The sequence below is a fragment of the Sphingomonas sp. Leaf32 genome, assembly GCF_001421765.1.
Lineage (GTDB): Bacteria > Pseudomonadota > Alphaproteobacteria > Sphingomonadales > Sphingomonadaceae > Sphingomonas.
The window spans coordinates 98,176-123,979 of sequence record NZ_LMLA01000012.1 but is presented as its reverse complement, the minus strand read 5'-3'; the positions used below and the strand labels follow the sequence as shown (position 1 = coordinate 123,979).

Here is a 25,804-nt window from a genome sequence, read left to right as displayed (position 1 = left end):
AGAGGGGGCTGTCCGCAAGGGCGGCCCCTTTTTTCGTGCGCAGACCTCACCCGCCCGTCATTCCGGCGAAAGCCGGAATCCATAGACACGGGCCGGTTCGCGAGAGCCGCTACCACCCGACACAATGGATCCCGGCCTGCGCCGGGATGACGGGGTGATAGAGGAGCGTCTCGACTGCCCCTCAATCCGCCGGCGGCAGCGGCGCATCCTTCTCCATTTGCAACCCGTGGCGCAGCAGCATCGGGATATTCGCCGCCGCGAAGATCAACGTCAGCGGCACCGCCCCCCACAGCTTGAACCCGACCCAGAAGTCCCAGGTCGAATGGCGCCAGACGACCTCGTTCAGCACCGCCATGAACGCGAAGAAGATCGCCCAGTTGACCGTCAGCTTGCGCCACCCGGTCGCGCTCAACCCCGGATAGGCGGTTTCCAGCAACTGTTGCAGCAGGGGGCGTCCGGTCGCGAGGCCGAAGGTCAGGATCGCCGAGAACATCGCATAGACGATGGTCGGCTTCATCTTGATGAAGGTATCGTCACGGAAATAGAGCGTCAGTGCGCCGAACACGACGACCAGCCCCGCCGACAGCCACAGCATTGGCGAGATATGGCCGGTCTTCCACTTCGACACGATGATCGCCACGACGCTGGCGATCATGAACGCGGTGCTGGCGATGATGACCTGCGCCAGCGAATCGACCATGTCGGGCAGGCCGAGCTTGCTCGCCAGCAGATTGGCGACGAAGAATACCAGCAATGGCCCGTAATCCAGCGCCATGCGGAACAGCGGCGATACCGGCGGCTTGGTTGCGGTCGTCATTTGCGTACGCGCTCCACGCCCGCGATGATGCGGGATACTTCGTGCGCGTCGAACCCGCGCAGATCATCGGCGGTTTCGCCGACGCCGATGGCATGGATCGGCAGCCCGAACTTCTCCGCCGCCGCGACCAGCACGCCGCCGCGCGCGGTGCCGTCCAGCTTGGTCATCACCAGCCCGGTGACACCCGCCGTTTCCTTGAACACCTCGATCTGGTTGAGCGCGTTCTGGCCCGTGGTCGCGTCGAGCACCAGCACCACGTCATGCGGCGCTTCCGGGTTGAGGCGGCCGAGCACTCGGCGGACCTTGGCCAGTTCGTCCATCAGCTCGCGCTTGTTTTGGAGCCGCCCGGCGGTGTCAACGATCAGCACGTCGATGCCGGTGGCGGTCGCCTGCTTGACCGCCTCATAGACGATGCCCGCCGCGTCGCCACCTTCGGCCCCGCTCACGATCGGCACGCCGATGCGTTCGGCCCAGGTGCGCAGTTGCCCGATGGCGGCGGCGCGGAAGGTATCGCCCGCCGCCAGCATCACGCCATAATCCTGCTCGACCAGCGTCTTGGCGAGCTTGGCGATGGTCGTGGTCTTGCCGGACCCGTTGACGCCGATGACCAGGATCACCTGCGGACGCGGAAAAGCCTCGATCTCCAGCGGCTTGGCGACCGGGGTCAATACCTTTTCGATCTCCTCCGCGACGACCAGCCGGATGCCCAGTTCCTCCATGTTGCGCTCATACTGTCCTTCCGACAGTCGGGCGCGGACCCGCGCGGCGGTGGCCGGGCCGAGGTCGGAGGCGATCAGCGCCTCCTCGATATCGTCCAGCGTCGCCTCGTCCAGCCGCGCGGCGGACAAGCCGACCAGATTGCCGGTCAGGCGGTCGGACGTCTTTTTCAGGCCGCCGAGCAGGCGTTCGTGCCACGAAAGGCTCATAGGGGCATGCCGATCAACTGATCGCCTTCGATGTGAGTGAGCCGCGCGGTGACGATGCTACCGGGCGGGCAGGGGGGGAGCCGGACGTCGGCGAAGCCGGGGCTGTGCCCGCGCGTGCCGGGTCGTTCGACCAGAATGTCGGTGACCTGGCCGATCTGGTCGGACAGCCACGCGCGGTGTCGACGTGCTGCAGCATCGCGCAGTGCCTGCGCGCGTACCTTGGCGACCGTCGGCGGCACCTGCGGCATCCGCGCGGCCGGCGTGCGGGCGCGGGGGCTGTAGGGAAAGACATGGGCGTGAACGATGACGCAATCGTCGATCAGCGCGAGTGTGTTCGCCGCCATCGCATCATCCTCGGTCGGGAAGCCGGCGATCAGGTCGGCGCCGATCGCGATTTCCGGGCGGGCGTCCTTCAGTCGTTCGACCAGCCGGACGGCGTCGGCGCGGCTATGGCGGCGGCGCATCCGCTTCAGCACCATGTCGTCTCCGGCCTGGAACGACAGATGGACATGCGGCATGACGCGCGGTTCGTTCGTCAGCAGTTCCAACAGCTTGGGATCGATTGCTGCCGGATCGAGCGAAGATAGTCGCAACCGCCGGAGCGATGTCCGCGCGAGGATCGCCGCGACCAGATCGCCCAGCTTCGGCGTGTTCGGCAGGTCGTCGCCATAGCTCGACAGGTCGACTCCGGTCAGCACCACCTCCGCATGGCCCGCCGCGACCAGCGCATCGACCTGCGCGACGATGCCATCGATCGTCGCCGATCGCGACGGACCACGCCCGGCGGGGATGGCGCAGAAGGTACAGCCATGGTCGCAGCCATTCTGCACCTCGACAAAGGCGCGCGTCTGTCCTTCGAACCCGCCCGCCAGTTGGGGTGCGGTGTCCAGCACGCGGGCGATGTCGCGGACGATCACCGGCTCGCTCGATCCCCATGCGGCGGGGTTCAGCTTGTCGGAATTGCCAATGACGCGGGTCACTTCCGGCATCGCCGCAAAGCTGACGGGATCGATCTGCGCCGCGCAGCCGGTGACGATCAGTTCGCTGGCCGGGCGGTCGCGCCGCGCGCGGCGGATAGCGCGGCGGGTGGCGGCGACCGCGTCGTTGGTGACGGCGCAACTGTTGACCACCACCACGTCGCGCGCTCCGACGATCCCGCGGATCGCATCGCTTTCCGCGATGTTCAGCCGGCAGCCGAGCGTTATGATGGCGGGACCACAGGAGGATGGCATGGGCGACGATCTAGGGACAGCGGCAGGGGAAGTCCACGGACAGGCGCGCGAAGTGCTCGACTTCTGGTTCGAACAGGTGGGACCAGAGCGACATTTCGCCAGGGACGACGCGCTGGACGCCGAAATCGCCGAGCGGTTCGGCGCGCTGCAACGGCGGCTGCTGGCGAATGAAGCGGCGGAGTGGCGGGACGATCGCGATACGCTGCTGGCGGCGGTGATCGTCCTCGACCAGTTTTCGCGCAACCTGTTCCGGGGGCAGACGGCGGCGTTCGCGGCCGATCCGCTCGCGCTGGAACTTGCGCTGATCGGGATCGCGCGGGGCGACGATCGCGCCTTGCCGACGGAGCGTCGGGCGTTCCTGTACATGCCGCTGATGCATAGCGAGGATTTGGGCGTGTCGCGCTTCTCGCTCCACTGCTTTGAAGCGCTCGGCAACCCGAACAACCTGAAATTCGCGCGCGATCACGCCGACGTACTGGCGCGCTATGGTCGCTATCCGTCGCGCAACGCGGCGCTCGGCCGGGTATCGACCGAGGCGGAAGCCGCGTATCTCAGCCGACCTGACGCCGGATGGTGAGGTCGGACAGGTCGGGGTCGGTCGTGCCGGTATGCAGCAACCCGCGCGCGGCGAGCATCCGGCGCGTGTCGGCGATCGACAGCGGCTTGCCATAGTTCCAGCCCTGCGCCTTGGCACAGCCCAGCGCGGCGAGCCGCTCCGCGATCGTGTCGGTCTCCACCCCCTCGGCGGTGACCGGCAGGTTCAGGTTCGCGCCCAGCCCGATGATCGCGTTCACGATCGCCGCCGAATCGGCATTGTCGAGCAGCGACAGGACGAAGCTCTTGTCGATCTTGATCCGATCGAACGGCAGCGCGCGCAGGTGGGCGAGCGATGAATAGCCAGTTCCGAAATCGTCGAGCGCGAGGCGCACGCCCTGATTCTTGAGCGAACCGACGATCGACTGGGCCAGCGCCAGATTGTCGAACAGCGCACTTTCGGTGATCTCGATCTCCAGCCGGTTGGGGGCGAAACCGCCCTCGACCGTCGCCTTGATGATCTTCTGCGCCAGCCACGCATCGCGTAGCTGGGTGGGAGAAATATTGACCGAAAGCGAAAGCGTAGGGTCCCAATCCCGCGCGGCGGCGAACGCCTGTCGCATGATCGATAGCGACAATTCGGCGATCAGTCCCGATTCCTCGGCGACCGGAATGAACCGGTCGGGGGGGATCACGCCCTGCGTCGGGTGAATCCAGCGGGCCAGCACCTCGAACCCGCACAGGCGACCAGTCGTCAGGTCGATCTGAGGTTCGAAATAGGGGACGATCTGTCCGGCTGGGATCGCGAGGCGCAGCCCGTTCTCGATGTCGTTGCGGTCGATCAACGCGTGTTCCATCGCCCGGTTGAACCAGGTGATGCCGCCCCGTCCCGATTTCTTGGCGCAGTACATCGCGATGTCGGCCGACCGCAGCAGGGTATCGATGCCGGCGCCGTCGAAATCCGATCGGGCGACGCCGATCGAACTGGTCAGGTGGATGCGCAGGTCGTCGATCTCGATCGGTTGCGACAGCGCGGCGATGACTCGCGAGGCGACATGGTCGGCGGTCGACGGGTCGCGCGCATCGAACACGAACGCACAGGCAAAGGCATCGCCGCCGAATCGCGCGGTGAGTGCCGCCGCCGGCATCACGCCGGCGATAGCCTGCGCGACGGCGCGCAGCACCGCATCGCCGGTATCGTGGCCGTGCATGTCGTTGACCATCTTGAAATGATCGAGGTCGACGATCATCAGCGCGACCGCCTGGTCCCGGCGCGAAGCCGCGCCCAGCAGCGCGGCGCCCGCTTCGCTGAGCGCGCGGCGATTGAGGAAGCCGGTCAACGGATCGCGCAGGGCGAGCATCCGCGCGCGTTCCTCCGCAGCCGATCGGCCGTGCATCTCGATTTCGACCGCACGATGGCGCCGCCAGCCAACATAGACGAGGACGGCGTTGATGAGTAGGGCGAACACCAGCGAGCGTTCGACCGGTGCCCCACCGAAATAGCGATGGTCGAGCACCCCCGAGATGACGGCGATACCGAGCCCGATAAACAACAGGATCGCGCCGACGCAGATCAGCAGCGTCCAGCGGTTGCCCCGCTGTCGCGTCTCCGATGGGGTCATACCCTCCGTTCCGCGTTGCCGATCCCATTCCATGCGCATGGGTTATCGTCGTGCATCGGTGTAGAAGATGTTAAAGCGCCGGCTCGGTCCGCCTCCTCCGGCGCTCGGGTCGTCGCGGCTTGCATGAAAATGCGCGATGGTTTAGGGGGCACCATCGTTTCCGTTGGGAATCGTTCAGCAATGCCGCCCAAGGGCGACGCCGGCCGACGAGGTTTCGTCCGCCGGCGTGTTTTGCTTGAGCGTTTATCGCGGGAAACTGAAGCTGGAGTGCGCGCGTGTTCGAAAGTCTGAGTGACCGGCTGGGAGGGGTGTTCGATCGTCTGCGCGGTCGCGGCGCGCTGACCGAGGCCGATGTCCGGACGGCGATGCGCGAGGTCCGCGTGGCGTTGCTGGAAGCCGACGTCGCGTTGCCCGTCGCCCGCGCGTTCGTCGACAAGGCGACCGAGGCCGCCGTCGGTCAGAATGTCCTGCGCTCGATTACGCCGGGGCAGCAGGTCGTCAAGATCGTCCATGACGCGCTGGTCGACATGCTGGGCCCGGACACGGCCGAGCTGGACGTCTCCGTTACTCCGCCTGCCGTCATCATGCTGGTCGGGCTTCAGGGTTCGGGCAAGACGACCACCACCGCCAAACTTGCCAAGCTGCTGAGCAAGCGCGAAGGCAAGAAGGTGATGATGGCGTCGCTCGACGTCAATCGCCCGGCGGCGCAGGAACAGCTGGCGGTGCTGGGCACCCAGGTCGAGGTCGCGACCCTGCCGATCGTGCAGGGGCAGCAGCCGGTCGACATCGCCCGGCGCGCGTTGCAGGCGGCGAAGCTCCAGGGCTTCGATGTCGTCATGCTCGACACGGCCGGTCGTCTGCACGTCGATCAGGCGCTGATGGACGAGATGAAGGCCGTCTCGGACATCGCGCAGCCGAACGAGACGCTGCTGGTCGTCGATTCGCTGACCGGGCAGGACGCGGTCAACGTCGCGCAGAATTTCTCCGAACAGGTGCCGCTGACCGGCGTCATCCTGACCCGCATGGACGGCGATGCGCGCGGTGGCGCCGCGCTATCGATGCGCGCGGTCACCGGCAAGCCGATCAAGTTCGCGGGCACTGGCGAAAAGCTGGACGCGATCGAGCCATTCCACCCGAAGCGGGTCGCGGGCCGCATCCTCGGCATGGGCGACGTCGTGTCGCTGGTCGAGAAGGCGGCGCAGTCGATCGAGGCGGAAGATGCCGAGCGCATGGCCGGCCGGTTGGCCAAGGGCCAGTTCGACATGAACGACCTGCGCGGGCAATTGGCACAGATGCGCCGCATGGGTGGTCTGGGCGCGCTGGCCGGCATGATCCCCGGCATGAAGAAGGCGCAGGCCGCCATGGCGTCGGGCGCGGTCGATGAAAAGATCCTGCTGCGCATGGACGCGATGATTACGTCGATGACCGCGAAGGAACGCGCCAAGCCCGAACTCATCAATGCCAAGCGCAAGATCCGGATCGCCAAGGGATCGGGCACGACGGTGCAGGACATCAACAAGCTGTTGAAGATGCACCAGGAAATGCAGTCCGCAATGAAGAAGCTCAAGAAAATGGGCGGCATCAAGGGCATGATGGCGATGCTGGGCAAGGGAGGCATGGGCGGCTTGGGCAATGCGCTCGGCGGTCCCGGCCTCGGCGACCTGATGAGCAAGGCGGGTGGCGAGATGCCCGGCTTGCCCGGCCTTGGCGGCGGCATGGGTGGCAAGGGCGGCGGGATGCCGCAACTGCCCCCCGGCTTCGAAAATCTCATCAAGAAGAAGTAACCGCCGGTCGGAACCGGCTTACACAGACCAACGAAGGAAGAAGAATAATGGCACTCAGCATCCGTCTGTCGCGTGGTGGCTCGAAGAAGCGTCCGTATTACCGCATCGTCGTCGCCGACGCGCGCAGCCCGCGCGATGGCCGCTTCATCGAGAAGATCGGCACCTATAACCCGCTGCTGGGCAAGGAAGACGAGAAGCGCGTCGTGCTCGACGCCGAGCGTGCGACCCACTGGCTGGGCGTCGGCGCGCAGCCGACCGACCGTGTCGCCCGCTTCCTTGACAAGGCCGGCGTGAAGGAACGCGCCGCTCGCAGCAACCCGACCAAGGGCAAGCCGGGCGAGAAGGCTGTCGAGCGTGCGGAAGAGCGCGCCGAAAAGGCGAAGGCCGCTGAAGAAGCCGCTGCCGCTCCGGCCGAAACCGCCGAAGCATAAGGGGGTGTGCCGGTGCGCCTTTCCTGGGCGTGCTGGCACCCTTTGATCGGCGTCATGCGTTCCGAGTCGTCCCGACCAGGAGCATGACGCATGATCGATCCCGAAGAACGGCCCAGCCATGACGAAGACGCCACCAATGTCGGCCAATCGGCGGAAGACCCCGCCGAAGGCAGCGACGACGCCCCCGCCGGTGGCGAAGGCTCACCCGACGCCTGACGTCGATCGCAGTCGGGTCGTGCTGGCGGCGATCGCCGGTGCGCACGGGTTGCACGGCGAGGTGCGGCTGAAGCTCTTCACCGATGACCTGTCGGCCTATTCGACGCTGAACGGCGGCGCGCTGACCCTGACGTCGGTGCGTCCTGCCACCAACGGCGTCATCGGCAGGTTCCGCGAAATCGCCGACCGTACCAAGGCGGAGGCGATGCGCGGGACCGAATTATGGATCGGTCGCGACCAGTTGCCGCCGCTGGGCGACGGCGAATATTATCATGCCGACCTGCTCGGCCTACCCGTACTGTCGAGCACCGGAGAGACACTGGGTCAGGTCGTCGCCATCGACGATTTCGGCGCGGGCGACGTGATCGAGATCGAACGCCCCGGCGGCAAGCGGTTCATGGTGCCGATGCAGCCCCATGCCGTACCCGAATGGAATGCCGAACGGCTGGTCGTCGACGCGCTGTTCGCGGTCGACTGATCCTATCGGGTCGCGGCAGCGGCGAATGCCTGCCGCAAGGCTTCGGGCGCGCCGGCCAGCCGCCGCTCGATCCGCGCCAGTACGGCGTCGCCATCGGTCAGCGAACGGGTGGCCCGCTCCATGCTCCAGTAGCCGAATTCGCGTTTCGGTACGCTGCGGTCCGACAGGATCGCCAGTTCGGTATGGCGGGTATCGCCCATGATCCGCGCATAGGTCGACGCGACGCTGAGTTCCGGTCCCTCGATCACTTGCAGGAAATGGGCGCCATCATGCCACAACAGGCCGGTGATGCCGTCAACCGCGTTGTTATGGCGGGATTGTTGCAGGATCTGGTCGACATCGACACCGGGTGTGCTGCGGCTGGTGTAGAAAATCTGGCGGAACGTCGTTTCGGTCACGGTTTGTTGGATACGATCACGTCATCGCGCGATCAAGCCCGGTGCGTAACGATCAACGGTCCCGTGGCGGTACGGTCGGCGGCGGACCGATCTCTGCGTCGGGATCGACCAGTGTGGTGACGAGCCGGCCGACCAGCGTCACCGGATCGCGGCCGCGGCCATAGCCATAGGCTTCGGCCTCGCGTTTCGAACAACGGCGTTGTCCGCGAAAGATGCCGCAGCCCGACAGGAACGGGTCCTGCACCGACGCCGCAGGCACTTCACCGGCAACCGCGCCTTGTTCGCCGACCTCGCGTACCGTCGGCAGCGGCAGGCGGTAGCGCTCGCCACGATCGCGATCACCACAAACCAGAATCTCGCCGGCATTTGTCGCAGAACAGTTGCGCGCCGCCTCCCGCTCGGCGGCGGCGGCGATGATGCGGTCGAAAGACTGCGCCTGTGCCGGTGGGGCGGGCAGCAGTGTCACGATCAGGAGCAGGCGTTTGGGCATCTCCCGCCACGGCTACCGCGCCCCATTGCCGGCGACAAGGCGTCAGCGGCGGATCGGGCGGCGCTCGGCCAGCAGGTTGCGGATGGTCGTCGCCGCGACGCCGGCCTCGCCCGTGGCATGGCTGATCTGGTCCAACCCCTTCACCACATCGCCCGCCGCGAACAGGCCGGGAACCGACGTCCGCTGGTGATCGTCGACTTCGAGGCAACCGTCCCGGTTCGCACGCGCACCTGCGGCGACGGCGAGTTCGGAGCGTATCTCGGACCCGAGTGCCGGATAGACGCTGTCGAACGACAGCTCGCCATCGGCGGTGCGGACGACGAAGCGGTCGCCGTCGATCCGATAGTCGCCGCAGGGGCCGTCGACCCGGCGAATGCCGCCGGCATCCAGCGCGGCGCGACAGGCTTCGTCGAGGTCGTGGTCGGTGTCGGGTGCGATCAAAGTAACGTTGCGGGTATAGCCGCGCAGGAACAGCGCCTCGCGCATCCCGTGGTCGCCGGTCCCGATGACGCCCACCCGCCGGTCGGTCACCTCATAGCCGTCGCAGATCGGGCAATAGCGCAGCAGGCCCCGTTGGAGCGCCACATCATGCACCCTCTCGTCCAGCCCGACAGGACGGCGATTGACCACGCCGGTTGCCAGCAGCACCGTCCGGGCGCGCAAGGAACTGCGCTCGGTCCGTACGATGAAGTCGTCGTCCACACGTTCGATCGCGGTTACCTTCGCCGCTTCGCAGGTGGCGCCATAGTCGCGCGCTTGGCAATGCATCCGCGCCAGCAATTCGGAGCCGGTGATGCCGCCGGGAAAGCCCGCATGGTTGTGCGTGCGCGGGATCATCGCCGCCCGGCTCGAGCCGCAATCGAACAGCCGGATCGTCAGGTGAAAGCGCGCGAGATAGATCGCGGCGGTCAACCCGGCCGGACCCGCACCGATGATGGCGCAGTCGACCGTGGGTTCGGGCAGGGGGGCGGGCATGGACACGCAAATGAAGGGGCGGGGGCTTTCGTTCCCCCGAACAAGCGGGCAGAGGCTGGGACCATGACCTTTGCCGCCACCATCCTGACCCTCTACCCCGAAATGTTTCCCGGGCCGCTCGGCGTTTCGCTGGCCGGGCGGGCGCTGCGCGAGGAACGTTGGTCGTTGGACGCGGTGCAGATCCGCGACTTCGCGACCGACCGGCATCGCTCGGTCGACGATACGCCGGCGGGCGGCGGCGCGGGCATGGTGCTGCGCGCGGATGTGTTGGCTTCGGCGCTGGATAGCGTGTCCGACGGGCGCCCCGTGCTGGCGATGACCCCGCGCGGAAAAGCGCTGACCCAGGCGCGGGTGCGGGAACTGGCCGACGGTCCCGGCGCGATCATCCTGTGCGGCCGGTTCGAAGGGTTCGACGAACGCCTGTTCGAAGCGCGCGACATCGAACCGGTCGCGATCGGCGATTACGTGCTGTCGGGTGGAGAAATGGGGGCGCTGGTGCTGCTCGACGCTTGCGTCCGGTTGCTTCCCGGCGTAATGGGCGCGGCTTCGAGTGGTATCGAGGAGAGCTTCGAAAGCGGCCTTCTCGAATATCCTCAATATACCCGACCCTATGATTGGGAAGGGCGTGTGATCCCCGAGGTGTTGCGATCGGGGGATCATGCGCGGATCGCGGCGTGGCGCAAGGCACGTTCGGAATCCGATACACGGCTATGGCGGCCGGACCTGTGGGAGCGTCATGTCGACGCTCGGGTTCGTTCGCCCTCTGGCGCGCACAAGCAAGACGAAGGTCAGAAGAAATGAACCTCCTCCAGACGCTCGAAGCGGAACAGATCGCCAAGTTCCTCGAATCGAAGTCGATCCCCGAATTTCGCGCTGGTGACACCCTCAAGGTCGGCGTGAAGGTCGTCGAAGGCGAGCGTACCCGCGTGCAGAACTACGAAGGCGTGTGCATCGCACGCTCGAACGCCGGCATGGGTTCGTCGTTCACCGTCCGCAAGATGAGCTTCGGTGAAGGCGTCGAGCGCGTGTTCCCGCTCTATTCGCCAAACATCGATTCGATCGACGTCGTGCGTCGCGGTGTCGTGCGTCGCGCGAAGCTCTATTATCTGCGTGGTCGCACCGGCAAGTCGGCGCGTATCGCCGAGCGTCGCGATCCGCGTCCGGCAAAGGCAACCGCCGCCGAGTAATCGGTTGCGTGCTTTTGCGCGAAGTAAGGGGCGCGGTGACCAGTGGTCGCCGCGCCCTTTTTTCTGTCGCACCTGCCGGATACCATGCGGTATCGGCTAATCGTGCAAAGCCGTTCGCGATCATTGAAAGGGACTTTGGTGGAACGCATCCCGCTCCGCGACCCAGCCGATCGGCGGTCTGCCAACACCACCTATCGTTTCATCGCCACCGCGGCACGATTGACGTTGTCGCTGTTCGGCCGGCTGGAGGTTGTTGGAACGGGGCAAGTCCCGGCGGATGGCGGAGTCATCGTGGCGAACCACATCGGCTGGCTCGACCCGCTATGGATCGGGTTGGCGGTTTGGCCACGACCGGTGTTCTTCATGGCCAAGCGCGAACTGTTCATCCCGGTGTTCGGATCGATCCTGCGGTCCGCTGGCGTATTTCCGGTTGATCGCGGTGCTCCGGGGCCTAGTGCGCTCAAATTGCCGCTGGAAATATTGGCGAACGGCGGCTTGCTGGTGATTTTTCCGGGCGGCACCCGTAGCCTGCAACTCGACAGCCTGAAGCGCGGTGCGGCGACGATCGCGACCCTTGCAAACAAACCGATACTTCCCGTTCACTATGCCGGCCCAGCGCGGCTCCGGCTGCGCGATCTGCTGCATCGCCCAACAGTTACCGTGGAACTGATGCCGTACATCCTGCCGCCGGAGCGCAACGGTGCCAAATTACGCGAAGTGACGGAAACGCTCTCCAACAGGATCGGCGAAGCCATCCATGGCGATCGAAGCGAATGAAGGGCGGGTCTTCTACACCTGGTCAGGCGTCGCGATCGGTGCGGATACGGTAAAGCGCAGGCCCGGCGCGTTGTCGCTTTCCTCTATCGTCCCGTCGAGCCGCTTGATCATCGCGCCCAGCATCCGCGTGCCGAAGCCGGTGCGAGTGCCGGTGCGCCCCTGTCCCCGGTCGGCGACGGTCAGGCGGAAGCGGTTGCGGACCTTTTCCAACGTGATCGCGATCGGCCCGGGCTGTCCGGCATAGGCATATTTCTGGGCGTTGATGACCAGTTCGACCAGCACCAGCCCGATCTGCACCGCTGCATCGGCGGTGATGAGCAGGGGGGCAAGGTCCATGGTCAGCCGCCCGGTCCATTCCGCGCCCATTGATGACTGCATCTCGGACAACAGGTCCTCGATATAGCGGCCGAGGTCGATGACGGTTACCGTATCCTCCGAATAGAGCCGGCGATGGACCAGTGCGACCGCCGACAGCCGCCGCTGCGCCTCGCCCAGATGGCGGGTCAGCGTCGGGTCGTTTTCGGCATTGGCCTGCATCGCCAGGAACGCGACCACCAACTGCAGGCTGTTCTGCACCCGGTGGTTCACTTCCTTGATAAGCGTTTCCTGCTGGGCGAGCAGCGCATCCTTGTCGGTCACCGCACGGGTCAGTTCGCGGTTCAACTCGCGAATGCGGCGACGCTGGCGCACGTCGAACAGCAGGCGGGACAGGCGATGCGCCGCCTCTATCTCCGCCGGGCTCCACGGGTGGGCGCGACCACGGATTTCCTCACTCCATGCCGCGAACGACGCGCGGGGGGTGAGCGGCTGGTTCGGGTCCTGGCCAACGGCCTTGTGCGGATTGCCGGCCCATTGGATCGTCTGCAACGTTTCCGCACGGAACCACAGCAGGACCACCGGTTCGTCCGCCGACAGGGTGATAGCAAGCAGCCCGCTGGCGAGATCGCGATACGCCCGTGCCGATGGCAGCCTTTGTTCCAACGAGGCGGTGTGGAGCAGGATACTGCCCTGCGTGCGTATCCATTGCAGGATGTCGGCGATGGTTTCGGGCGGCGGCACATGGCCGCTCGAATGCAGCATCGCCCCCCGTTGCAACACGAAGCCATCGGCATGGAGCAGCCGTTGCAGATCGCTGGCGATCAGCGCCGACATTTGCTCAGGATCATATTCCTGCGCCAGCCGCTGGGCCAGCGCATCCTCGGCCGTACGCAGCCGCAGGCGTTCGCGATATTCGGCGGCTTCTTCCTTTGCCCCGACCTGCTGGGCGAACGACGCCGCGATCAGCTCGCACGTCTTGCGTTGCAGGTAGGACAGGTTGCGGGGGCTGCGGTGATGGCACGCGACCAGCCCCCACAGCACGCCGTCCTTGACGATCGAAACCGATGCCGATGCGGCGACGCCCATGTTCTTGAGATACTGGACATGGATCGGCGACACCGCCCGCACGCCGATGTTGCTCAGGTCCATGTCGACCAGTGTCGGATCGATACCGATGATCGGCGCCGGGACATAGGCCGCATCGGGGATCACCCGGACCCGATTGCGGACATAGAGCGCGCGCGCCTGGCGCGGGATGTCGGACGCCGGAAAATGGTGGTTCAGGAATCCGTCGATGTCCGGCGCATGGCGTTCGGCCACGACCTTTCCGGAATCATCGTCCAGAAAGCGATAAATCATCACCCGGTCAAATCCGGTGAGACGCGAGAAGATGGTCGCGGCGCGGGCCGTCAGGTCGTCGAGATCGACGGCCCTTGAGAATTCCTCGCCGCCATGTTCGATCCACGTCAGCGCGTCGTCGGTCCCGGGCTCGCCCGGCGCGGTCGGCTCCAGCTCGATCAGCCATACGCGGCCTTCGCGACTGGCCACGGCGGACAGCGTCTCGGTCGTGACGGTTCCCAGGTTGACCGGGCCGGCGACGGTCGATCGCAGTATTGCCAGCCCGGCATCACCGATCAGGCCGGAAATGGGTCCGCCCAGCCACTGTGCACCTAGCAACGCCGTGACATCGCCCGCTCCACCGACGACGACCCCGTCGACGGGATCGACGATCAACAAAATGCCGTGCGGCTGAATCGCCCCCGGCATATGGATCGGTTCGCGGTCGCAGACGGTCAGATCATGCCCGAGGGTGGAAAGCGAGGTCGCCAATCCGTCATCCTGGGCATTTGCACTGGTTGCCACGCGTAGCCCTTTCGTCATCCGATTACTGCCCGGCGACTGGGATCGTAGCGGGAACGTATTGCAGTATAACCGAAAGCGACTTTCATCAACCGGTACCGGTCGCGCCGTCAAGCACTTGGCGAACACGCATGGCCAGATCGACCCGCTTATACGGCTTGCCGATCAGGTCGAATTCGGTGCCGCGTGCATCCACCCGTTCGATCGATGCCTCGGCATAGCCCGTGGTCAGCAGCACCTTCAGCCGGGGCCGCATCCGCCGTGCTTCCCGCGCGACCATCACCCCGTTCATTCCACCGGGCATGATGAGGTCGGTGAACAGCAGGTCGATCGCCGCATCGCTCTCCAATATCGCGATTGCCTCCGGCCCGTTGCCTGCGCGGAGTGCGGCATAGCCAAAATCTCTGAGGATTGCTTCGGCCAGATCGCCGACGTCGCGCTGGTCCTCGACGATCAGTACGGTTTCGTCGCCGCGCAGGTCGCTGTCGCTGCGCGTGCGATGTTGTCGGATAGGCTCAGCGACCGATCGCGCGGCGGGGAACAGCAGGCAGACGGTGGTGCCGCGGCCTTCCTGTGATTTGATGTGCAGCGCCCCATCGGACTGTTTCATGAAGCCATAGACCATCGACAGGCCAAGGCCCGTACCCTTGCCCTGATCCTTGGTCGTGAAGAACGGTTCGGTCACGCGGGCGCGGACTTCTTCCGACATGCCGGTCCCGGTATCAGCGATCGACAGCGCGACGAATTCGCCGCGCAGTTTGTCGCCATAGCGCGGATCGCTGCCGTCGAGGGTAACGTGTTCGGCCGAAATCATGATCGTGCCGCCATCCGGCATCGCATCGCGGGCGTTCATGACGATACCGATGACCGCCGCCTCCGCCTGCACCGGGTCGATGCGGGCGTTGCACTGTTCACCGCATGGTTTGACGTCGATCGTGATCCCCGCGCTGCCAATCGTGCGCTTCAGCATCGGCAGCAGCGTCCGGACCAGTTCGTCGACATTGGTGACCCGGCCCGACAGCTTTTGTCGCCGGGAAAAGGCGAGCAACTGCTGCGTCAGCTCCGCGCCGCGATCCGCCGCCTCCATCACCGCACGCAACGAGCGGCGGGCGCGATCGGTGGGAAGGGGGCGTTCCTGGCTTCGGTCGATCTGATGGAGCAGGACGTCGGTAAAGCCCTGGATCACGGTCAGCAGGTTGTTGAAATCATGCGCGATGCCGCCGGTCAGCTGCCCCACCGCCTCCATTTTCTGCGCCTGTCGCAGCGCTTCCTCGGCATCGCGGCGGCGCGTGACGTCCAGCTGCGATGCGAAATGATAGCGCAGCGTATCGTCGGCATCGAACACGGGCGAGATGAACAGCGCGTTCCAGAAGGCGCTGCCGTTCTTCTTGTAATTGATGATCTCGACCGACGTCTCACGCTGTTCGCGGATCGCCCGGCCAATCTCGGCTACCGTTTCCTGGTCGGTGTCGGCCCCCTGCAGGAACCGGCAGTTGCGCCCCAGTATCTCCTCGGCATCATAGCCGGTCATGTTGAGGAACGCGGGGTTGGCAAAGATGATCGGGTTGTCGGGCAGGTTGGGATCGGTCACGATCATCGGCATCCGTGTCGTCTTGACCGCGGCAAAGAAGATGCCGTTGCCCGGATCGTGCATTTCCGGACCCGACATCGCCGCCTGGCGCTGCACGATGTCGAGCGGCTTTTCCGGGCTGGGGGGTGAGGACATGAACGGGCCTGTCGGTTCGAGTAGGAGGGACAAAGGTCGCGAGCGAGCGATTTGGTTCCGGAACGATCGGACCCGACGTCGCGCTCCGCTCGTTCCCGCACCATGAACTCATTTCGCCAGACCATCGCCCGTCAAGTCCGTGGCCTGACCGGGGCCGGGGATGGCGCGATCGACCTCCGGCGACCGCCGGGTGACGACGGGCTGTTCGGACCGGCATCGGTCAGCTGGCGGGTACATGGCGACTTTTCGTCGATGATGATCGGCGGCACGGCCGCGCTGCTGATGCAGATGCTGCATCCCGGCGCGCTGGCGGGGGTGTGGGACCACAGCAATTTCCGGTACGACATGCTGGGCCGCCTGAAGCGGACCGCGCAGTTCATCGCCGCCACCACCTATGGCAGCACTGCCGAGGCCGGACGGCTGATCGATCATGTCCGGCAGATTCATGATCGGGTGCATGGGGTCCTGCCCGACGGTGCGCCCTATGACGCCAACGACCCCCACCTGCTGACCTGGGTCCATGTCGCCGAGACCGATTCGTTCCTGCGCGCCTATCTCCGCTACCGCGACCCGCATCTGCCGCGCGCCGACCAGGACCGCTATTTCGCCGAGAATGTCGTGGTCGCCGAGCGGCTGGGCGCACGCGACGTGCCCGCCAGTCGCGCGGCGGTGGATGCGTGGCTGCTTGCGGCGCGGGGCGAACTGCGCTGCGACGTCCGCACCCGGACGGTGCGCGACGCGCTGCTGCACCAGCCGCTGCCCAATCCGTTGCTTAAAGGGTTCGGCGCGCTCAACACCGCCGCCGCGATCGACCTGCTACCGCCCTGGGCGCGGGCGATGCTGGAACTGCGCAGCACCGCGCCGCTGGGCGTGCGTGCCGGGGCGCAGGGCATGGCGCGGATGCTGCGCTGGGCGCTTGGCGGATCGGCGTCGGAAAAGACGGCGCGGGCGCAGGGTTAGCGCGGCGGCAGCTTCGCCCTTAGCTCCTCGACCCACACCGTCGCCACGCCGTCCGACGGCGCGCGCCAGTCACCACGCGGCGACAATGCCCCCCCGGCCGACACCTTCGGCCCGTTGGGAAGAGCCGACCGCTTGAACTGGCTGGTCTGGAAGAATCGCCACAGGAACTTCTCCAGCCATGTGGCGATGGTTGCCAGGTCGTAGCTGCCCTTTGCTTCCTCCGGAAAATCGATCGGCCAGCGTCCGGCAGCGGCATCGCGCCACGCGTGCCAGCACAGGAATGCGACCTTCGACGGCCGCTGCCCATAGCGGACGATATGGTGCAGGAAGAAATCGTTCAGCGCATAGGGACCGACGCGGTCCTCGGTGCTTTGCATCCGGCCATCGGCGTCGGCGGGGACCAGTTCGGGCGAAATCTCGGTATTCAGGATCGCGTCGAGCACGGCATCGGTATCGCGGTCGAACTGATCGGTGCGGATGGTCCAGCGGATGAGGTACTGGATCAGCGTCTTGGGCACGCCGGCATTGACGCCGTAATGGCTCATATGGTCGCCGACGCCGTAGGTGCACCAGCCGAGCGCCAGTTCGGACAAGTCGCCGGTCCCCAGCACCAGCGCCTCGCGCTGGTTGGCCAAGCGGAACAGGTAGTCGGTGCGCAGGCCCGCCTGCACATTCTCGAACGTCACGTCATAGACCGGCTCGCCGCTGGCGAAGGGATGGCCCATATCGCCCAGCATCTGGCGCGCGGCGGGACGGATATCGATCTCGTCGCCGGTGATCCCCAGCGCCCGCATCAGCTTCCACGCATTGCCCTTGGTCGCCTCACCGGTCGCGAAGCCGGGCATGGTGAAGCCCAAAATGTCGGTGCGCGGGCGGTCCAGCCGGTCGAACGCCTTGGCCGCGACGATCAGGGCATGGGTGGAATCCAGCCCCCCCGACACGCCGATCACCAACCGTTTGGTCCCCGACGCGACCAGCCGCTTGCGCAACGCCTCGACCTGGATGTTGAACGCTTCGTAGCAGTCGTCGTCAAGCCGCTCGGGCGTGTTGGGGACGAAGGGGTAGCGCCGCACCGGCCGGAGCAGCCCGATATCGCCCTGCGCCGGCGCATGGTCGAACGCGATCCGGCGAAACCGTGTTTCGGGGTGGCCGCTGGCCGCCGCGCAGTCGTTGAACGTGCCCATCCGCATCCGTTCCAACCGCAGCCGATCCAGATCGACATCGGCATAGGCGATGCCCGACGACTGGTCGAACCGGTCCGACTGGACCAGCAGCTCGCCCAGTTCGTGGACGGACCCTTGTCCGTCCCATGCCAGGTCGGTCGTGCTCTCGCCGATGCCGGCCGCCGCATAGATATAGGCAGAGACGGTCCGCGCCGATTGCGACGCGCACAACATCTCGCGGTCGCGCGCCTTGCCGATGACGATGTTCGATGCCGACAAATTGCACAGCACCAGCGCGCCGGCCATCGCCCCGGCGGTCGAGGGGGGGAGGGGCGACCAGAAATCCTCGCAGATTTCGGCATGGAACACGAAGTCGGGCAGGGCGGTGGCGGCGAAGAGTAGGTCGGTTCCGAACGGTACTTCCTGTCCGGCCAGCGTCATCGTCAGCCCGGTCAACCCGACGCCGGGCGCGAACCAGCGCTTCTCATAATATTCGCGGTAATTGGGCAGGTATGTTTTGGGAACCACGCCCAGGACGCGCCCGCGCGACACCGCCACCGCGCAATTATACAGGCGTCCGTTGCGGCGAAGGGCGGCCCCCAGCAGCAGGACCGGGCGCAGTTCCGCGCTGGCCGCGACGACCGCCGCCAGCGCCGCTTCGGTCGCATCGCACAGCGCGTCCTGCAGATGCAGATCGTCGATGGCGTAGGCGGACAGGTTCAGTTCGGGAAAGACCAGCAGGTCCGCGCCCGCGTCATGCCCCTGCCGCGCCAGTTCGATCGCGGCGCGTCCGCCCGCCGCGGGATCGCCGACATGGGCGGGCGGGGTACACGCTCCGACGCGGAGCAGGCCGTGGCTGTGGATCGAATGAAACGGATGCATGGTCATGCCCGCATCCTAGGGACGCACGACCGGGGCAACAAGGATGGTCACGTAGATCCGGGCTGAAGCACGAGATCGCGGCCATAGTTGATTCCGTCACCCTACACATAGCCGTTCGGTTCGAGCAGCTTCGAGCTTGTCGAGAAGCGTCTGTCGAAAACGGTCCGCCCCGGGGAAGGCGTTCTCGATACGCGCTCTCGACAAGCTCGATCGCTACTCGAACTGAACGGGATGCAGTTGCTGGACAAAGTTGCAGGTTAGACCTGGGCGCAACCTCTGCCCCCAGCCTCAAACCTTAGCGGCGTAGATCATCCGGCCTTCGCCCAGCAGGTCGAACACGCGCGCCAGATCGCCTTCGGCCACCGCGAAACAGCCCTGGCTGCGGCCGAGCTTGCCGTGCTGCGCGATCATTTCCGGGTTGGCATACCATGCCCCGTGGACGACGATCGCCCGCATGAGCGCATTGTCGTTGGTCGGGTCCAGCCCGAGAAGCCGCTGCGACCGGCCATGCTTGCCGACATAATAATTGTCGGTGATGAACGCGCCTTCCGACGTGGCGTTCGAATCGGGTACGTTGCTGAAGCGCGTCAGCGACCCGCAATGTGCCGGGTCCGATCCGCTCCCATGCGCAACGCGCATCGCGGAGACGACACCGCTATGCATGTCGATGAACTGAAAACGTGGATGGGCCGAATCGACCGCAAAGTCGGCGATGGCGATGCGGTCGGTCCGGCCGATCCGTCCGGCATGGCGATCCATCGACGCCAGCGCGCGTTCGAACAGCCGGGGGTTGACCGTGGCCGGTGCCCGCATCTGCTTGACCGGGGCGGCCGGGACGGGGGCGGATGCCAGCCGCTGCGGCGGCGGCACGATGGCCGCATTCTGCCGAACGGGAATGATCGCGTTCGTCGTGCAACCCTGTGCCAGCACGGCGCCGGCCAACCCGCCTGCCGCCTTCAGCACCGCTCGCCGCGATCGAACTGCTTCGTCCCGCATCCAATTCCTCGCCAAATCGTTGAGACTTAGAGATACGGGCGACGCGCCTTCCATTCAATTAACATGGAGGCATCCGTTCCGCCGCTTGTCGTGTTGGGGGAACGGGCGGTCGAGTCCGTCGAATATGGTTACCGCCAAATTTGCCATTCTGGCCGCGCTGCGGAATAACTGGGCCATGACCTTCGCGCTTCGCCTTGGCCTGCTGCTGGCTATCCTGCCGCTGCCCGCCATGGGGCAGGAGCCGGCGTCTCTTGCCGTCGAACGGGCGGCGGTGGCCATGCAGCCGGGCGACCATCGCTGGGCCGATGATCCGTCGTTGCCGGGACCGGTCAGCATCGTCGTCAGCGTGCCGATGCAGATGGCCTTCGTCTATCGCGGCGATCGGTTGATCGGTGCGACGACGGTATCGACCGGCAAGCCGGGCAAGATGACGCCGATCGGTGAATACACCATCCTGCAGAAGCGGCCGTTCCATCGGTCGAACCTCTACAACAACGCGCCGATGCCGTTCATGCAGCGGTTGACGTGGGACGGGGTGGCGCTCCACGCTGGCAACCTGCCGGGTTTCCCTGCGTCGCATGGCTGCATCCGGATACCGACCGCGTTCGCGCGAAAGCTGTTCGAAGCGACGCAGCTCGGCGGACAGGTGGCGGTGGTCAACGACGTCATCGCCTTTCCCGCTTATCGCCCGGCCGATGCCGCGCCGCAATTGTCGGTTAATGCGGTTGCTGCGCTTGCCAGCCGAGACGACCGGGTGAGCATTGGAACTGGCCATGACGCGCCGCACTGACCGGTCGATGCTGCTGCTCGGGCTGCTGCTGGCGGGCTGTGGTGGGGGCGGGGAGCCGGTGGCGGAGAACGCCGTCGCGCCGATCCCGACTCCCAAGCCTGTTGCAACACGGGTGGCACCGCCCGCGACACCAGCCGCCACCGGCTCGGTGCCGGAACGACTGACTGTGACGACCAACGAACCCTTCTATACGGTCCGGATCGCGGGCGACTCCCTGCTGCTGAGCGGCGTCGACCTGCCCGAACGACGCTTTCCGGTAACCGATCGCCGAACCGCTGCCGATGCGCGCGAATGGGAGGCGCAGGCCGACGGGCGAACCCTACGCGTCCGCGTCGTCCGCGCGCCGTGCAAGGACGATATGTCGGGCGCCCCGCGTGACTTCAGCGCGACGCTGACGGTGGACGGTCGGACGGTGCGGGGCTGCGGCTTTGTCGGAACACCCGCTCCACCGCCGGGCGAGGAGAGGGCGGCTCCGCCCGACACCATCCCGATGCAGTTCGTCGGCCGCTGGAACCGCGACGCCGCCGCCTGCACCCGCCCGGCCGCCTTGATCGAGGGCGTGCGGGTGACGCCGAACGAACTGTGGTTCCACGAAAGCGTCGGCGCGGTGAAGCGGGTCGAGCCGCTCAGCGCCGGGCGGTTTCGCATCACCGCCGATTATGATGGCGAGGGGCAGCGCTGGACCGCGACGCAGACGTTGCGCGTCGATGGCGATCGCCTGACGATCGTGACCGATGGTCAACCGTTCAGCAGGATACGCTGCCCGTAGTAGCAGTCGCCAGCGCGACGGCGCCCAGCAACTGTTCGCTGGTAAAGGGCTTGGTCAGCACCGGTACGCCGATCTGCGTGTCGCCGATCTCGGCGAACCCGGTGATGAGCAGGACGGGCGTATCCGGGCAGCAGGCGCGGACCCGGGCGGCCACGTCGGTCCCCGACATGTCGGGCATGGCATAGTCGGTCAGCACCATGTCGAACCGCTCGCCTGCCTCCAGCACAGCGACCGCGCGGACGGCAGAGTCATGGACCACGACGCTGTGGCCGGCTGCCTCTAGCTGCGCGGCGACGACGGCGCGTACTTCGGGGTCGTCCTCGACCAGCATCAGGCGGCGGGGAACGATCCGGTCGATCGCCGGCTGGACGGTCGTGACCGGGCCGGCATCGATCCGCGGCAGCCACAGGTGGATGCTGGTGCCGCGCCCCACTTCGCTGTCGATCGTCACGTCGCCGCCGGCGGCTCGCGCCATCGCGCGCACCATCGGCAGGCCCAGGCCGGTGCCGGCCCCCTGTTCTTTTGTGGTAAAGAAGGGTTCGAACACTCGCTCGCGCACCGCGCTGTCGATGCCGCTGCCGGTATCGCTTACCGAAACACGCACGAACGGGCCGGAAAAATCGGGCAGGAACGCGGCGGCATCCTCGATATTCGCCGTGCCGATCCGCACCGTCCCGCTGCCGTCCATCGCATCGCGCGCGTTGATCGCGAGATTGAGGATGGCGAGTTCGAACTGTCCGACATCGGTTCGCACCGACCAGCACGGCGCGACAAAGTCGTACGCGACACGGATGCGCCCGGCAGCTGTGCGGACGATCAGTTCCTCGATCGACCGGATCACATCGTCGGGCTGGAAGATTTCGGCAGCAAGGTCGCGTTGCCGACTGAAGCTGAGCAGCCGGCGGGTAATGGCGCTGCCGCGCCCCGCCGCCTCACCTGCCGCTGCCAGATAGCGTTGCAATCGCTCGCGATCGTCGATCCGCCGTCCGGCCAGTTCGAGATTGCCGATGATCGCCGCCAGCAGATTGTTGAAGTCATGGGCGATGCCGCCCGACAGCGTGCCCAGCGCCTCCAGCTTTTCGGACTGGTGGTGGCGTCGCTCGGCTAGCCGCCGGTCGGTGTCGTCGCGCTCGATCTTCAACAGATAGCGCTCGGTGCCGATGGTGAACGGAATACGCCGGATATGGGTCCAACGATCGCCCGATGGCTCGGCCAGATGGCGGTCCTCGGTGTCGCTGCCATCCTGCGTCATGATCGTGAGGTCACGCGGGTCGATGCCATCGGGTCGCGGCGCGCCGCGCACGACTTGGCCGTCGCAGTCGAGGATCGTCACGATATCCCCCGAACTGTCGGCCAGCCCGCGAAACGCAGCGCGCTCGAACGCCAGCGCCTGACGCAATGCGAAGCGGTCGGCGGCGGCGGCGATCATCGCGAGCAGCGCTTCGGCATCCCATGGCTTGTTCGCATAGCCGCTGATCGCGCCCTCATTGAGCGCGGCGACGACGGCCGACAGGTCGGCATAGCCGGTCAGCAGGATCGCCTCCGCCTCGGTCTGCGCACGGGCACGGGCGAGGAACTGGCTGCCGGTCAGCTCCGGCATTCGTTGATCGGACACGATCACTGCGATGTCGGGATGACTCCGCACCAGTTCCAGCGCCTCGACCGGCGAAGCGGTCGACAGGATGCGGTACCGGTCCTCCAGCAGATCGCTAAGCGCAACCAGAATCTCCGGCTCGTCATCGACCAGCAGCAACAAGGGCAGGGAACCGGGCATTTCCATTACGGACGTGCTGGTATCGTGATCGTGAAGGAAGCGCCACCCTGCACGGCGCGATCGATGGCGATCGTGCCGCCATGCGACCGCACGACGCCATATGCGATGGCGAGGCCGAGGCCCGTTCCCGCACCCACATCCTTGGTCGTGAAGAATGGCTCGAAGACCCGTTCCCGCCGGTCGTCGGGGATGCCCGGGCCGTTATCGTCGATCCGGATGCAGAACATGCCGTCGGCGGCGCCGGTAGCGATCACGATCCGTCCGGTCGCCGGATCGACCGCATCGGCGGCGTTGGCGACGATGTTCATCACGACCTGATTGACCAGCGCCCCCGAACATTCGAGCATCCGGTTAGGGCCGTAGTTCCGGATGACCTCGACCGTGCCCAGGCGCGGGGCGAGCAGGGTGAGAACCGCGTCGATCGCGTCGGGGATGTCGATCATCGACACCTCGCCATCGTCCAGTCGCGAAAATCGGCGGAGCTTGACGACAAGTTCCTGAATGCGGGTCAGGCCGGAGCGGATCGACTGCAACCGGTCCGATGCCTTGGTCAGCAGTGCGGTGCGGGCGGTATCGTCGGCGGTGGCGGCATTGGCGACGGCGCGCTCGACCGTCGCCTGATGAGCGAGGATGAACGCCAACGGATTGTTGATCTCATGCGCGATGCCGGCGACGAGTTCCCCGAGGGACGCCATCTTGGCCGACTGGACCAGTTGCGCCTGCGTCTCGCGCAACAGGGCGTTCGCACCGGCCAGTTCGTCGTTGGCCCGGGCGAGGCGTTCGGCGGAATCGGCTTCGGCCCGTGCCTGCGCCAGCGCTATCGCCTGCGCCCGCTCGCGGGCGATGCCGGCGGCTTCCTCATCACGTGCCAGCTTGCGGCGGACGATCGCGCGAATTCGGACGAGCAGCATGTCGCCGTCGCGTCCGCGCGACACCACGTCGTCCGCACCCGCGGCAAGACCCGAGAGCACCGTCGCCGGTTCGGCATCCTCGGTCAGCGCGACCAGTGCAACACCGCTCGCCCGTTCCGTCCGACGCCCATCCAGCGCTGCCGACAGGTGGAAGCCGGGTGGATCGCGCGGCTCGACGACGAGGATGCCGTCGGCGCTTTCCGTATCGATCGCCGCCAGCGCGTCGGCGATCGCATCGACATGGACGACATGATAGCCCTCGGTCGCCAACTGCGTCACCAACCGGTCCGACGGATCAGTATGCGGTGCCAGTAACAGCAGCCGGGCCTGCCTCAGCGCTGCGGCGGGACCGTCGCCCACCGGCCGCGCCCGCACCTGCCGCAGCAGTGCACGGACGCGCGACAGGATCAGTTCGGCACCGCCGCGTTTGGGCACATAGGCGTTGGCACCGCTGTCGAGACCCTGGCGTTCGACGTCCGACGCATCGTCGCCGGTCAGCATCAGGATGGGCAGGGTCCGTGTCGCCCCCGTCTGCCGCACGATCCGCACCAGTTCGTCGCCGTTCATGCCGGGCAGGCGGTAATCGACGATCAGCAGGTCGGGACGACTGTGGTTCAGCGTTTCGAGCGCGGTTTCGGCGTCGCGGGTCCGGTCGATGCGAAACCCGGCGCGTTCGAACATCCGGCGCAGTTGCAGCGCCTGCGTATCCGAATCCTCGATCAGCAGGATGGCGGCGTCTTCGCTCACCGGGGGCGTTCCACGATCCGGCGGACGTGCGGCGCGATCAGGTCGAGCGGGAGCGATAGCGCGCCCGCCCGGTGGGCGGCGGCAGGCATCCCATAGACGACCGACGTGCTGGCGTCCTCCGCCACCGCATGTCCCCCCGCCGCGAGCAGCGCGCGGACGCCGGTCGCGCCGTCCTCCCCCATGCCGGTCAGCACCACTGCGAGCGCGGCACCGTCGATTGCGGTTGCTGCGCTTTCGATCAGGCGGGTAGCGGAGGGACGCTGGCCGCCAACCGGGCCGTCGGTCGCGATCCGCAAGGTGCCGCCGCGGGCCAGCATCAGATGGGCGTCGCCCGGCGCGACGTGAATGGTTCCGGCGCGCGGCATTTCACCGCTTAGGGCGATTTCGACCCGTTGCGGCACCACGCTGTCGAGCCAGCTGGCAAAGCCCGCCATGAAGCTGGCCCCCATATGCTGCACCAGCAGCACCGGGACGGGCAGGTCGGCCGGAAGCGCGCCGAACAGTCGGGCTAGTGCGGGCGGTCCGCCGGTGGACGCGGCGACGAGCAGGACGGACGGCGTGCGCTGTCGGGGCGGCTGGACCGGGACGACCGGCGTGGCGGGCATCCGCCGCCGCACGACCGCCACCTCGCTCATGATCGCCAGCTGCGTGCGAATCTCATGCGCGACCTGCGCATAGGCGGCATCGCCCAGACCAACCGGCTTTTCGACGACCGACAGTGCGCCGGCGCGCAGGGCGTCCATGCTGGTGCCCATTGCCCCGCCGTCCATGCTGGCGGAGATCACCACGATCGGGGTTGGGTGATCGGACATGATCCGCCGCGTCGCCTCCAACCCGTCAATGCCGGGCAGGCGGATGTCCATCGAGATCACATCGGGTTTGAGCGACGGCAACGCGTCGATCGCTTCCTCCGCCGTGGCGAAGCTGGCGGCGACGGTTAGGCGCGGATCGCTGCCGACGATATGGGTCAGCAAGGTGCGAACGACCGTCGAATCCTCGACGATCATCACGCGCGCGGGAGCAGGTCGGACAGTCATCGCG

25 protein-coding genes are annotated in these 25,804 nt (G+C 66.4%); 11 read left to right on the top strand and 14 right to left on the bottom strand.

What is annotated here, in order from left to right; translation table 11 throughout:
* Positions 1 to 181 precede the first annotated feature (181 nt).
* From ASE83_RS16360 to mtaB, 3 genes are read right to left on the bottom strand one after another with little or no spacing between them, the layout of a single operon-like run.
* Positions 182 to 817, bottom strand: a complete 636-nt coding sequence (locus tag ASE83_RS16360) for a septation protein A (protein ID WP_055792807.1) — start codon at positions 815 to 817, stop codon at positions 182 to 184.
* On the bottom strand, positions 814 to 1,743 hold the full coding sequence (ftsY, locus tag ASE83_RS16355; protein WP_055792804.1) for a signal recognition particle-docking protein FtsY: 930 nt from the start codon (positions 1,741 to 1,743) through the stop codon (positions 814 to 816). Before ftsY ends, ASE83_RS16360 begins: the two co-directional genes overlap by 4 nt.
* Positions 1,740 to 2,975 (bottom strand): tRNA (N(6)-L-threonylcarbamoyladenosine(37)-C(2))-methylthiotransferase MtaB, encoded by a 1,236-nt coding sequence (gene mtaB / locus ASE83_RS16350; protein WP_055792801.1) that lies wholly within the window; start codon positions 2,973 to 2,975, stop codon positions 1,740 to 1,742. The genes ftsY and mtaB overlap by 4 nt, the downstream gene beginning before the upstream one ends.
* On the opposite strand from mtaB, the gene ASE83_RS16345 reads away from it, so the two are divergent.
* Entirely contained in the window at positions 2,974 to 3,552 is a 579-nt protein-coding gene (locus ASE83_RS16345) for a DUF924 family protein (RefSeq protein WP_055792797.1), read from the top strand. The genes mtaB and ASE83_RS16345 overlap by 2 nt on opposite strands.
* Here ASE83_RS16345 and ASE83_RS16340 read toward each other — a convergent pair.
* Positions 3,527 to 5,131, bottom strand: a complete 1,605-nt coding sequence (locus ASE83_RS16340; protein WP_200921917.1) for a putative bifunctional diguanylate cyclase/phosphodiesterase — start codon at positions 5,129 to 5,131, stop codon at positions 3,527 to 3,529. The genes ASE83_RS16345 and ASE83_RS16340 overlap by 26 nt on opposite strands.
* A 275-nt stretch (positions 5,132 to 5,406) precedes the next feature.
* On the opposite strand from ASE83_RS16340, the gene ffh reads away from it, so the two are divergent.
* The 4 genes from ffh (at position 5,407) to rimM (ending at position 8,040) form a co-directional block, all read left to right on the top strand.
* Positions 5,407 to 6,915, top strand: coding sequence for a signal recognition particle protein (gene ffh / locus ASE83_RS16335; protein WP_055792792.1), 1,509 nt, complete (start codon positions 5,407 to 5,409; stop codon positions 6,913 to 6,915).
* A gap of 47 nt (positions 6,916 to 6,962) precedes the next feature.
* A complete protein-coding gene (gene rpsP, locus ASE83_RS16330; protein WP_055792789.1) occupies positions 6,963 to 7,346 on the top strand; it encodes a 30S ribosomal protein S16 in 384 nt (127 codons plus the stop codon).
* A gap of 90 nt (positions 7,347 to 7,436) precedes the next feature.
* Positions 7,437 to 7,562 (top strand): hypothetical protein, encoded by a 126-nt coding sequence (locus tag ASE83_RS19050; RefSeq protein WP_268794985.1) that lies wholly within the window; start codon positions 7,437 to 7,439, stop codon positions 7,560 to 7,562.
* Positions 7,537 to 8,040: a ribosome maturation factor RimM gene (gene rimM, locus ASE83_RS16325; RefSeq protein ID WP_055793046.1), complete on the top strand. Its 504-nt coding sequence runs from the start codon at positions 7,537 to 7,539 to the stop codon at positions 8,038 to 8,040. Before ASE83_RS19050 ends, rimM begins: the two co-directional genes overlap by 26 nt.
* 2 nt (positions 8,041 to 8,042) lie before the next feature.
* Here rimM and ASE83_RS16320 read toward each other — a convergent pair whose 3' ends face one another.
* Genes ASE83_RS16320 through ASE83_RS16310 form a run of 3 tightly spaced genes read right to left on the bottom strand, consistent with a single transcriptional unit; the run spans position 8,043 to position 9,903 of the window.
* Positions 8,043 to 8,438 carry a BLUF domain-containing protein gene (locus ASE83_RS16320; RefSeq protein ID WP_055792786.1) on the bottom strand — a complete coding sequence of 132 codons (396 nt, stop codon included), beginning with the start codon at positions 8,436 to 8,438 and terminating at the stop codon, positions 8,043 to 8,045.
* A 52-nt stretch (positions 8,439 to 8,490) separates the two neighbouring features.
* Positions 8,491 to 8,928, bottom strand: a complete 438-nt coding sequence (locus ASE83_RS16315) for a hypothetical protein (RefSeq protein ID WP_055792785.1) — start codon at positions 8,926 to 8,928, stop codon at positions 8,491 to 8,493.
* A gap of 42 nt (positions 8,929 to 8,970) precedes the next feature.
* Positions 8,971 to 9,903 carry an NAD(P)/FAD-dependent oxidoreductase gene (locus ASE83_RS16310; protein WP_055792784.1) on the bottom strand — a complete coding sequence of 311 codons (933 nt, stop codon included), beginning with the start codon at positions 9,901 to 9,903 and terminating at the stop codon, positions 8,971 to 8,973.
* 63 nt (positions 9,904 to 9,966) lie between these two features.
* Between ASE83_RS16310 and trmD the strand changes: the two genes are divergently transcribed.
* The 3 genes from trmD to ASE83_RS16295 all read left to right on the top strand — a co-directional run bounded on the left by trmD (position 9,967) and on the right by ASE83_RS16295 (position 11,867).
* On the top strand, positions 9,967 to 10,704 hold the full coding sequence (gene trmD, locus ASE83_RS16305; protein WP_055792782.1) for a tRNA (guanosine(37)-N1)-methyltransferase TrmD: 738 nt from the start codon (positions 9,967 to 9,969) through the stop codon (positions 10,702 to 10,704).
* Positions 10,701 to 11,090, top strand: a complete 390-nt coding sequence (rplS, locus tag ASE83_RS16300; RefSeq protein WP_055792779.1) for a 50S ribosomal protein L19 — start codon at positions 10,701 to 10,703, stop codon at positions 11,088 to 11,090. Before trmD ends, rplS begins: the two co-directional genes overlap by 4 nt.
* Before the next feature lie 138 nt (positions 11,091 to 11,228).
* A complete protein-coding gene (locus tag ASE83_RS16295; RefSeq protein WP_055792777.1) occupies positions 11,229 to 11,867 on the top strand; it encodes a lysophospholipid acyltransferase family protein in 639 nt (212 codons plus the stop codon).
* A 12-nt stretch (positions 11,868 to 11,879) separates the two neighbouring features.
* Here the strand turns inward: ASE83_RS16295 and ASE83_RS16290 are convergent, their stop codons facing one another.
* Together ASE83_RS16290 and ASE83_RS16285 are read right to left on the bottom strand one after the other, a co-directional pair.
* The gene (locus ASE83_RS16290) at positions 11,880 to 14,048 is read right to left on the bottom strand and encodes a histidine kinase dimerization/phosphoacceptor domain -containing protein (protein ID WP_235513296.1); all 2,169 of its coding nucleotides are present in this window, start codon (positions 14,046 to 14,048) and stop codon (positions 11,880 to 11,882) included.
* Positions 14,049 to 14,133: 85 nt separating this feature from the next.
* Positions 14,134 to 15,771 (bottom strand): histidine kinase famiy protein, encoded by a 1,638-nt coding sequence (locus ASE83_RS16285; protein WP_055792774.1) that lies wholly within the window; start codon positions 15,769 to 15,771, stop codon positions 14,134 to 14,136.
* Between the two features lie 102 nt (positions 15,772 to 15,873).
* On the opposite strand from ASE83_RS16285, the gene ASE83_RS16280 reads away from it, so the two are divergent.
* Positions 15,874 to 16,731 (top strand): oxygenase MpaB family protein, encoded by an 858-nt coding sequence (locus ASE83_RS16280; RefSeq protein ID WP_055792771.1) that lies wholly within the window; start codon positions 15,874 to 15,876, stop codon positions 16,729 to 16,731.
* Here ASE83_RS16280 and ASE83_RS16275 read toward each other — a convergent pair.
* Positions 16,728 to 18,782, bottom strand: coding sequence for an NAD(+) synthase (locus ASE83_RS16275; protein ID WP_055792767.1), 2,055 nt, complete (start codon positions 18,780 to 18,782; stop codon positions 16,728 to 16,730). The two genes, ASE83_RS16280 and ASE83_RS16275, sit on opposite strands and share 4 nt — an antisense overlap.
* Before the next feature lie 282 nt (positions 18,783 to 19,064).
* Positions 19,065 to 19,772, bottom strand: a complete 708-nt coding sequence (locus ASE83_RS16270) for a murein L,D-transpeptidase catalytic domain family protein (RefSeq protein WP_055792764.1) — start codon at positions 19,770 to 19,772, stop codon at positions 19,065 to 19,067.
* A 175-nt stretch (positions 19,773 to 19,947) separates the two neighbouring features.
* Between ASE83_RS16270 and ASE83_RS16265 the strand changes: the two genes are divergently transcribed.
* Entirely contained in the window at positions 19,948 to 20,562 is a 615-nt protein-coding gene (locus ASE83_RS16265) for a L,D-transpeptidase family protein (protein WP_082443442.1), read from the top strand.
* The gene (locus tag ASE83_RS16260) at positions 20,546 to 21,331 is read left to right on the top strand and encodes a COG3650 family protein (RefSeq protein ID WP_055792761.1); all 786 of its coding nucleotides are present in this window, start codon (positions 20,546 to 20,548) and stop codon (positions 21,329 to 21,331) included. The genes ASE83_RS16265 and ASE83_RS16260 overlap by 17 nt, the downstream gene beginning before the upstream one ends.
* Here ASE83_RS16260 and ASE83_RS16255 read toward each other — a convergent pair.
* From ASE83_RS16255 to ASE83_RS16245, 3 genes are read right to left on the bottom strand one after another with little or no spacing between them, the layout of a single operon-like run.
* Entirely contained in the window at positions 21,309 to 23,105 is a 1,797-nt protein-coding gene (locus ASE83_RS16255; protein WP_162236632.1) for a response regulator, read from the bottom strand. The genes ASE83_RS16260 and ASE83_RS16255 overlap by 23 nt on opposite strands.
* Positions 23,106 to 23,110: 5 nt before the next feature.
* Complete coding sequence (locus tag ASE83_RS16250; RefSeq protein WP_055792752.1) at positions 23,111 to 24,763, bottom strand: response regulator; 1,653 nt, start codon at positions 24,761 to 24,763, stop codon at positions 23,111 to 23,113.
* The gene (locus ASE83_RS16245) at positions 24,760 to 25,800 is read right to left on the bottom strand and encodes a chemotaxis protein CheB (protein WP_200921916.1); all 1,041 of its coding nucleotides are present in this window, start codon (positions 25,798 to 25,800) and stop codon (positions 24,760 to 24,762) included. Before ASE83_RS16245 ends, ASE83_RS16250 begins: the two co-directional genes overlap by 4 nt.
* Positions 25,801 to 25,804: the final 4 nt, after the last annotated feature.

Coding starts and splice junctions, on each gene's coding strand:
- ASE83_RS16260 (WP_055792761.1), top strand. CDS start 20,546: ATGACGCGCCGCACTGACCGGTCGATGCTGCTGCTCGGGCTGCTGCTG.
- mtaB (WP_055792801.1), bottom strand. CDS start 2,975: ATGCCATCCTCCTGTGGTCCCGCCATCATAACGCTCGGCTGCCGGCTG.
- trmD (WP_055792782.1), top strand. CDS start 9,967: ATGACCTTTGCCGCCACCATCCTGACCCTCTACCCCGAAATGTTTCCC.
- ASE83_RS16265 (WP_082443442.1), top strand. CDS start 19,948: ATGACCTTCGCGCTTCGCCTTGGCCTGCTGCTGGCTATCCTGCCGCTG.
- ASE83_RS16340 (WP_200921917.1), bottom strand. CDS start 5,131: ATGACCCCATCGGAGACGCGACAGCGGGGCAACCGCTGGACGCTGCTG.
- ASE83_RS16310 (WP_055792784.1), bottom strand. CDS start 9,903: ATGCCCGCCCCCCTGCCCGAACCCACGGTCGACTGCGCCATCATCGGT.
- ASE83_RS16360 (WP_055792807.1), bottom strand. CDS start 817: ATGACGACCGCAACCAAGCCGCCGGTATCGCCGCTGTTCCGCATGGCG.
- ASE83_RS19050 (WP_268794985.1), top strand. CDS start 7,437: ATGATCGATCCCGAAGAACGGCCCAGCCATGACGAAGACGCCACCAAT.
- ftsY (WP_055792804.1), bottom strand. CDS start 1,743: ATGAGCCTTTCGTGGCACGAACGCCTGCTCGGCGGCCTGAAAAAGACG.
- ASE83_RS16275 (WP_055792767.1), bottom strand. CDS start 18,782: ATGACCATGCATCCGTTTCATTCGATCCACAGCCACGGCCTGCTCCGC.
- ASE83_RS16255 (WP_162236632.1), bottom strand. CDS start 23,105: ATGCCCGGTTCCCTGCCCTTGTTGCTGCTGGTCGATGACGAGCCGGAG.
- ASE83_RS16280 (WP_055792771.1), top strand. CDS start 15,874: ATGAACTCATTTCGCCAGACCATCGCCCGTCAAGTCCGTGGCCTGACC.
- rpsP (WP_055792789.1), top strand. CDS start 6,963: ATGGCACTCAGCATCCGTCTGTCGCGTGGTGGCTCGAAGAAGCGTCCG.
- ASE83_RS16345 (WP_055792797.1), top strand. CDS start 2,974: ATGGGCGACGATCTAGGGACAGCGGCAGGGGAAGTCCACGGACAGGCG.
- rplS (WP_055792779.1), top strand. CDS start 10,701: ATGAACCTCCTCCAGACGCTCGAAGCGGAACAGATCGCCAAGTTCCTC.
- ASE83_RS16285 (WP_055792774.1), bottom strand. CDS start 15,771: ATGTCCTCACCCCCCAGCCCGGAAAAGCCGCTCGACATCGTGCAGCGC.
- ASE83_RS16315 (WP_055792785.1), bottom strand. CDS start 8,928: ATGCCCAAACGCCTGCTCCTGATCGTGACACTGCTGCCCGCCCCACCG.
- ASE83_RS16270 (WP_055792764.1), bottom strand. CDS start 19,772: ATGCGGGACGAAGCAGTTCGATCGCGGCGAGCGGTGCTGAAGGCGGCA.
- ASE83_RS16245 (WP_200921916.1), bottom strand. CDS start 25,800: ATGACTGTCCGACCTGCTCCCGCGCGCGTGATGATCGTCGAGGATTCG.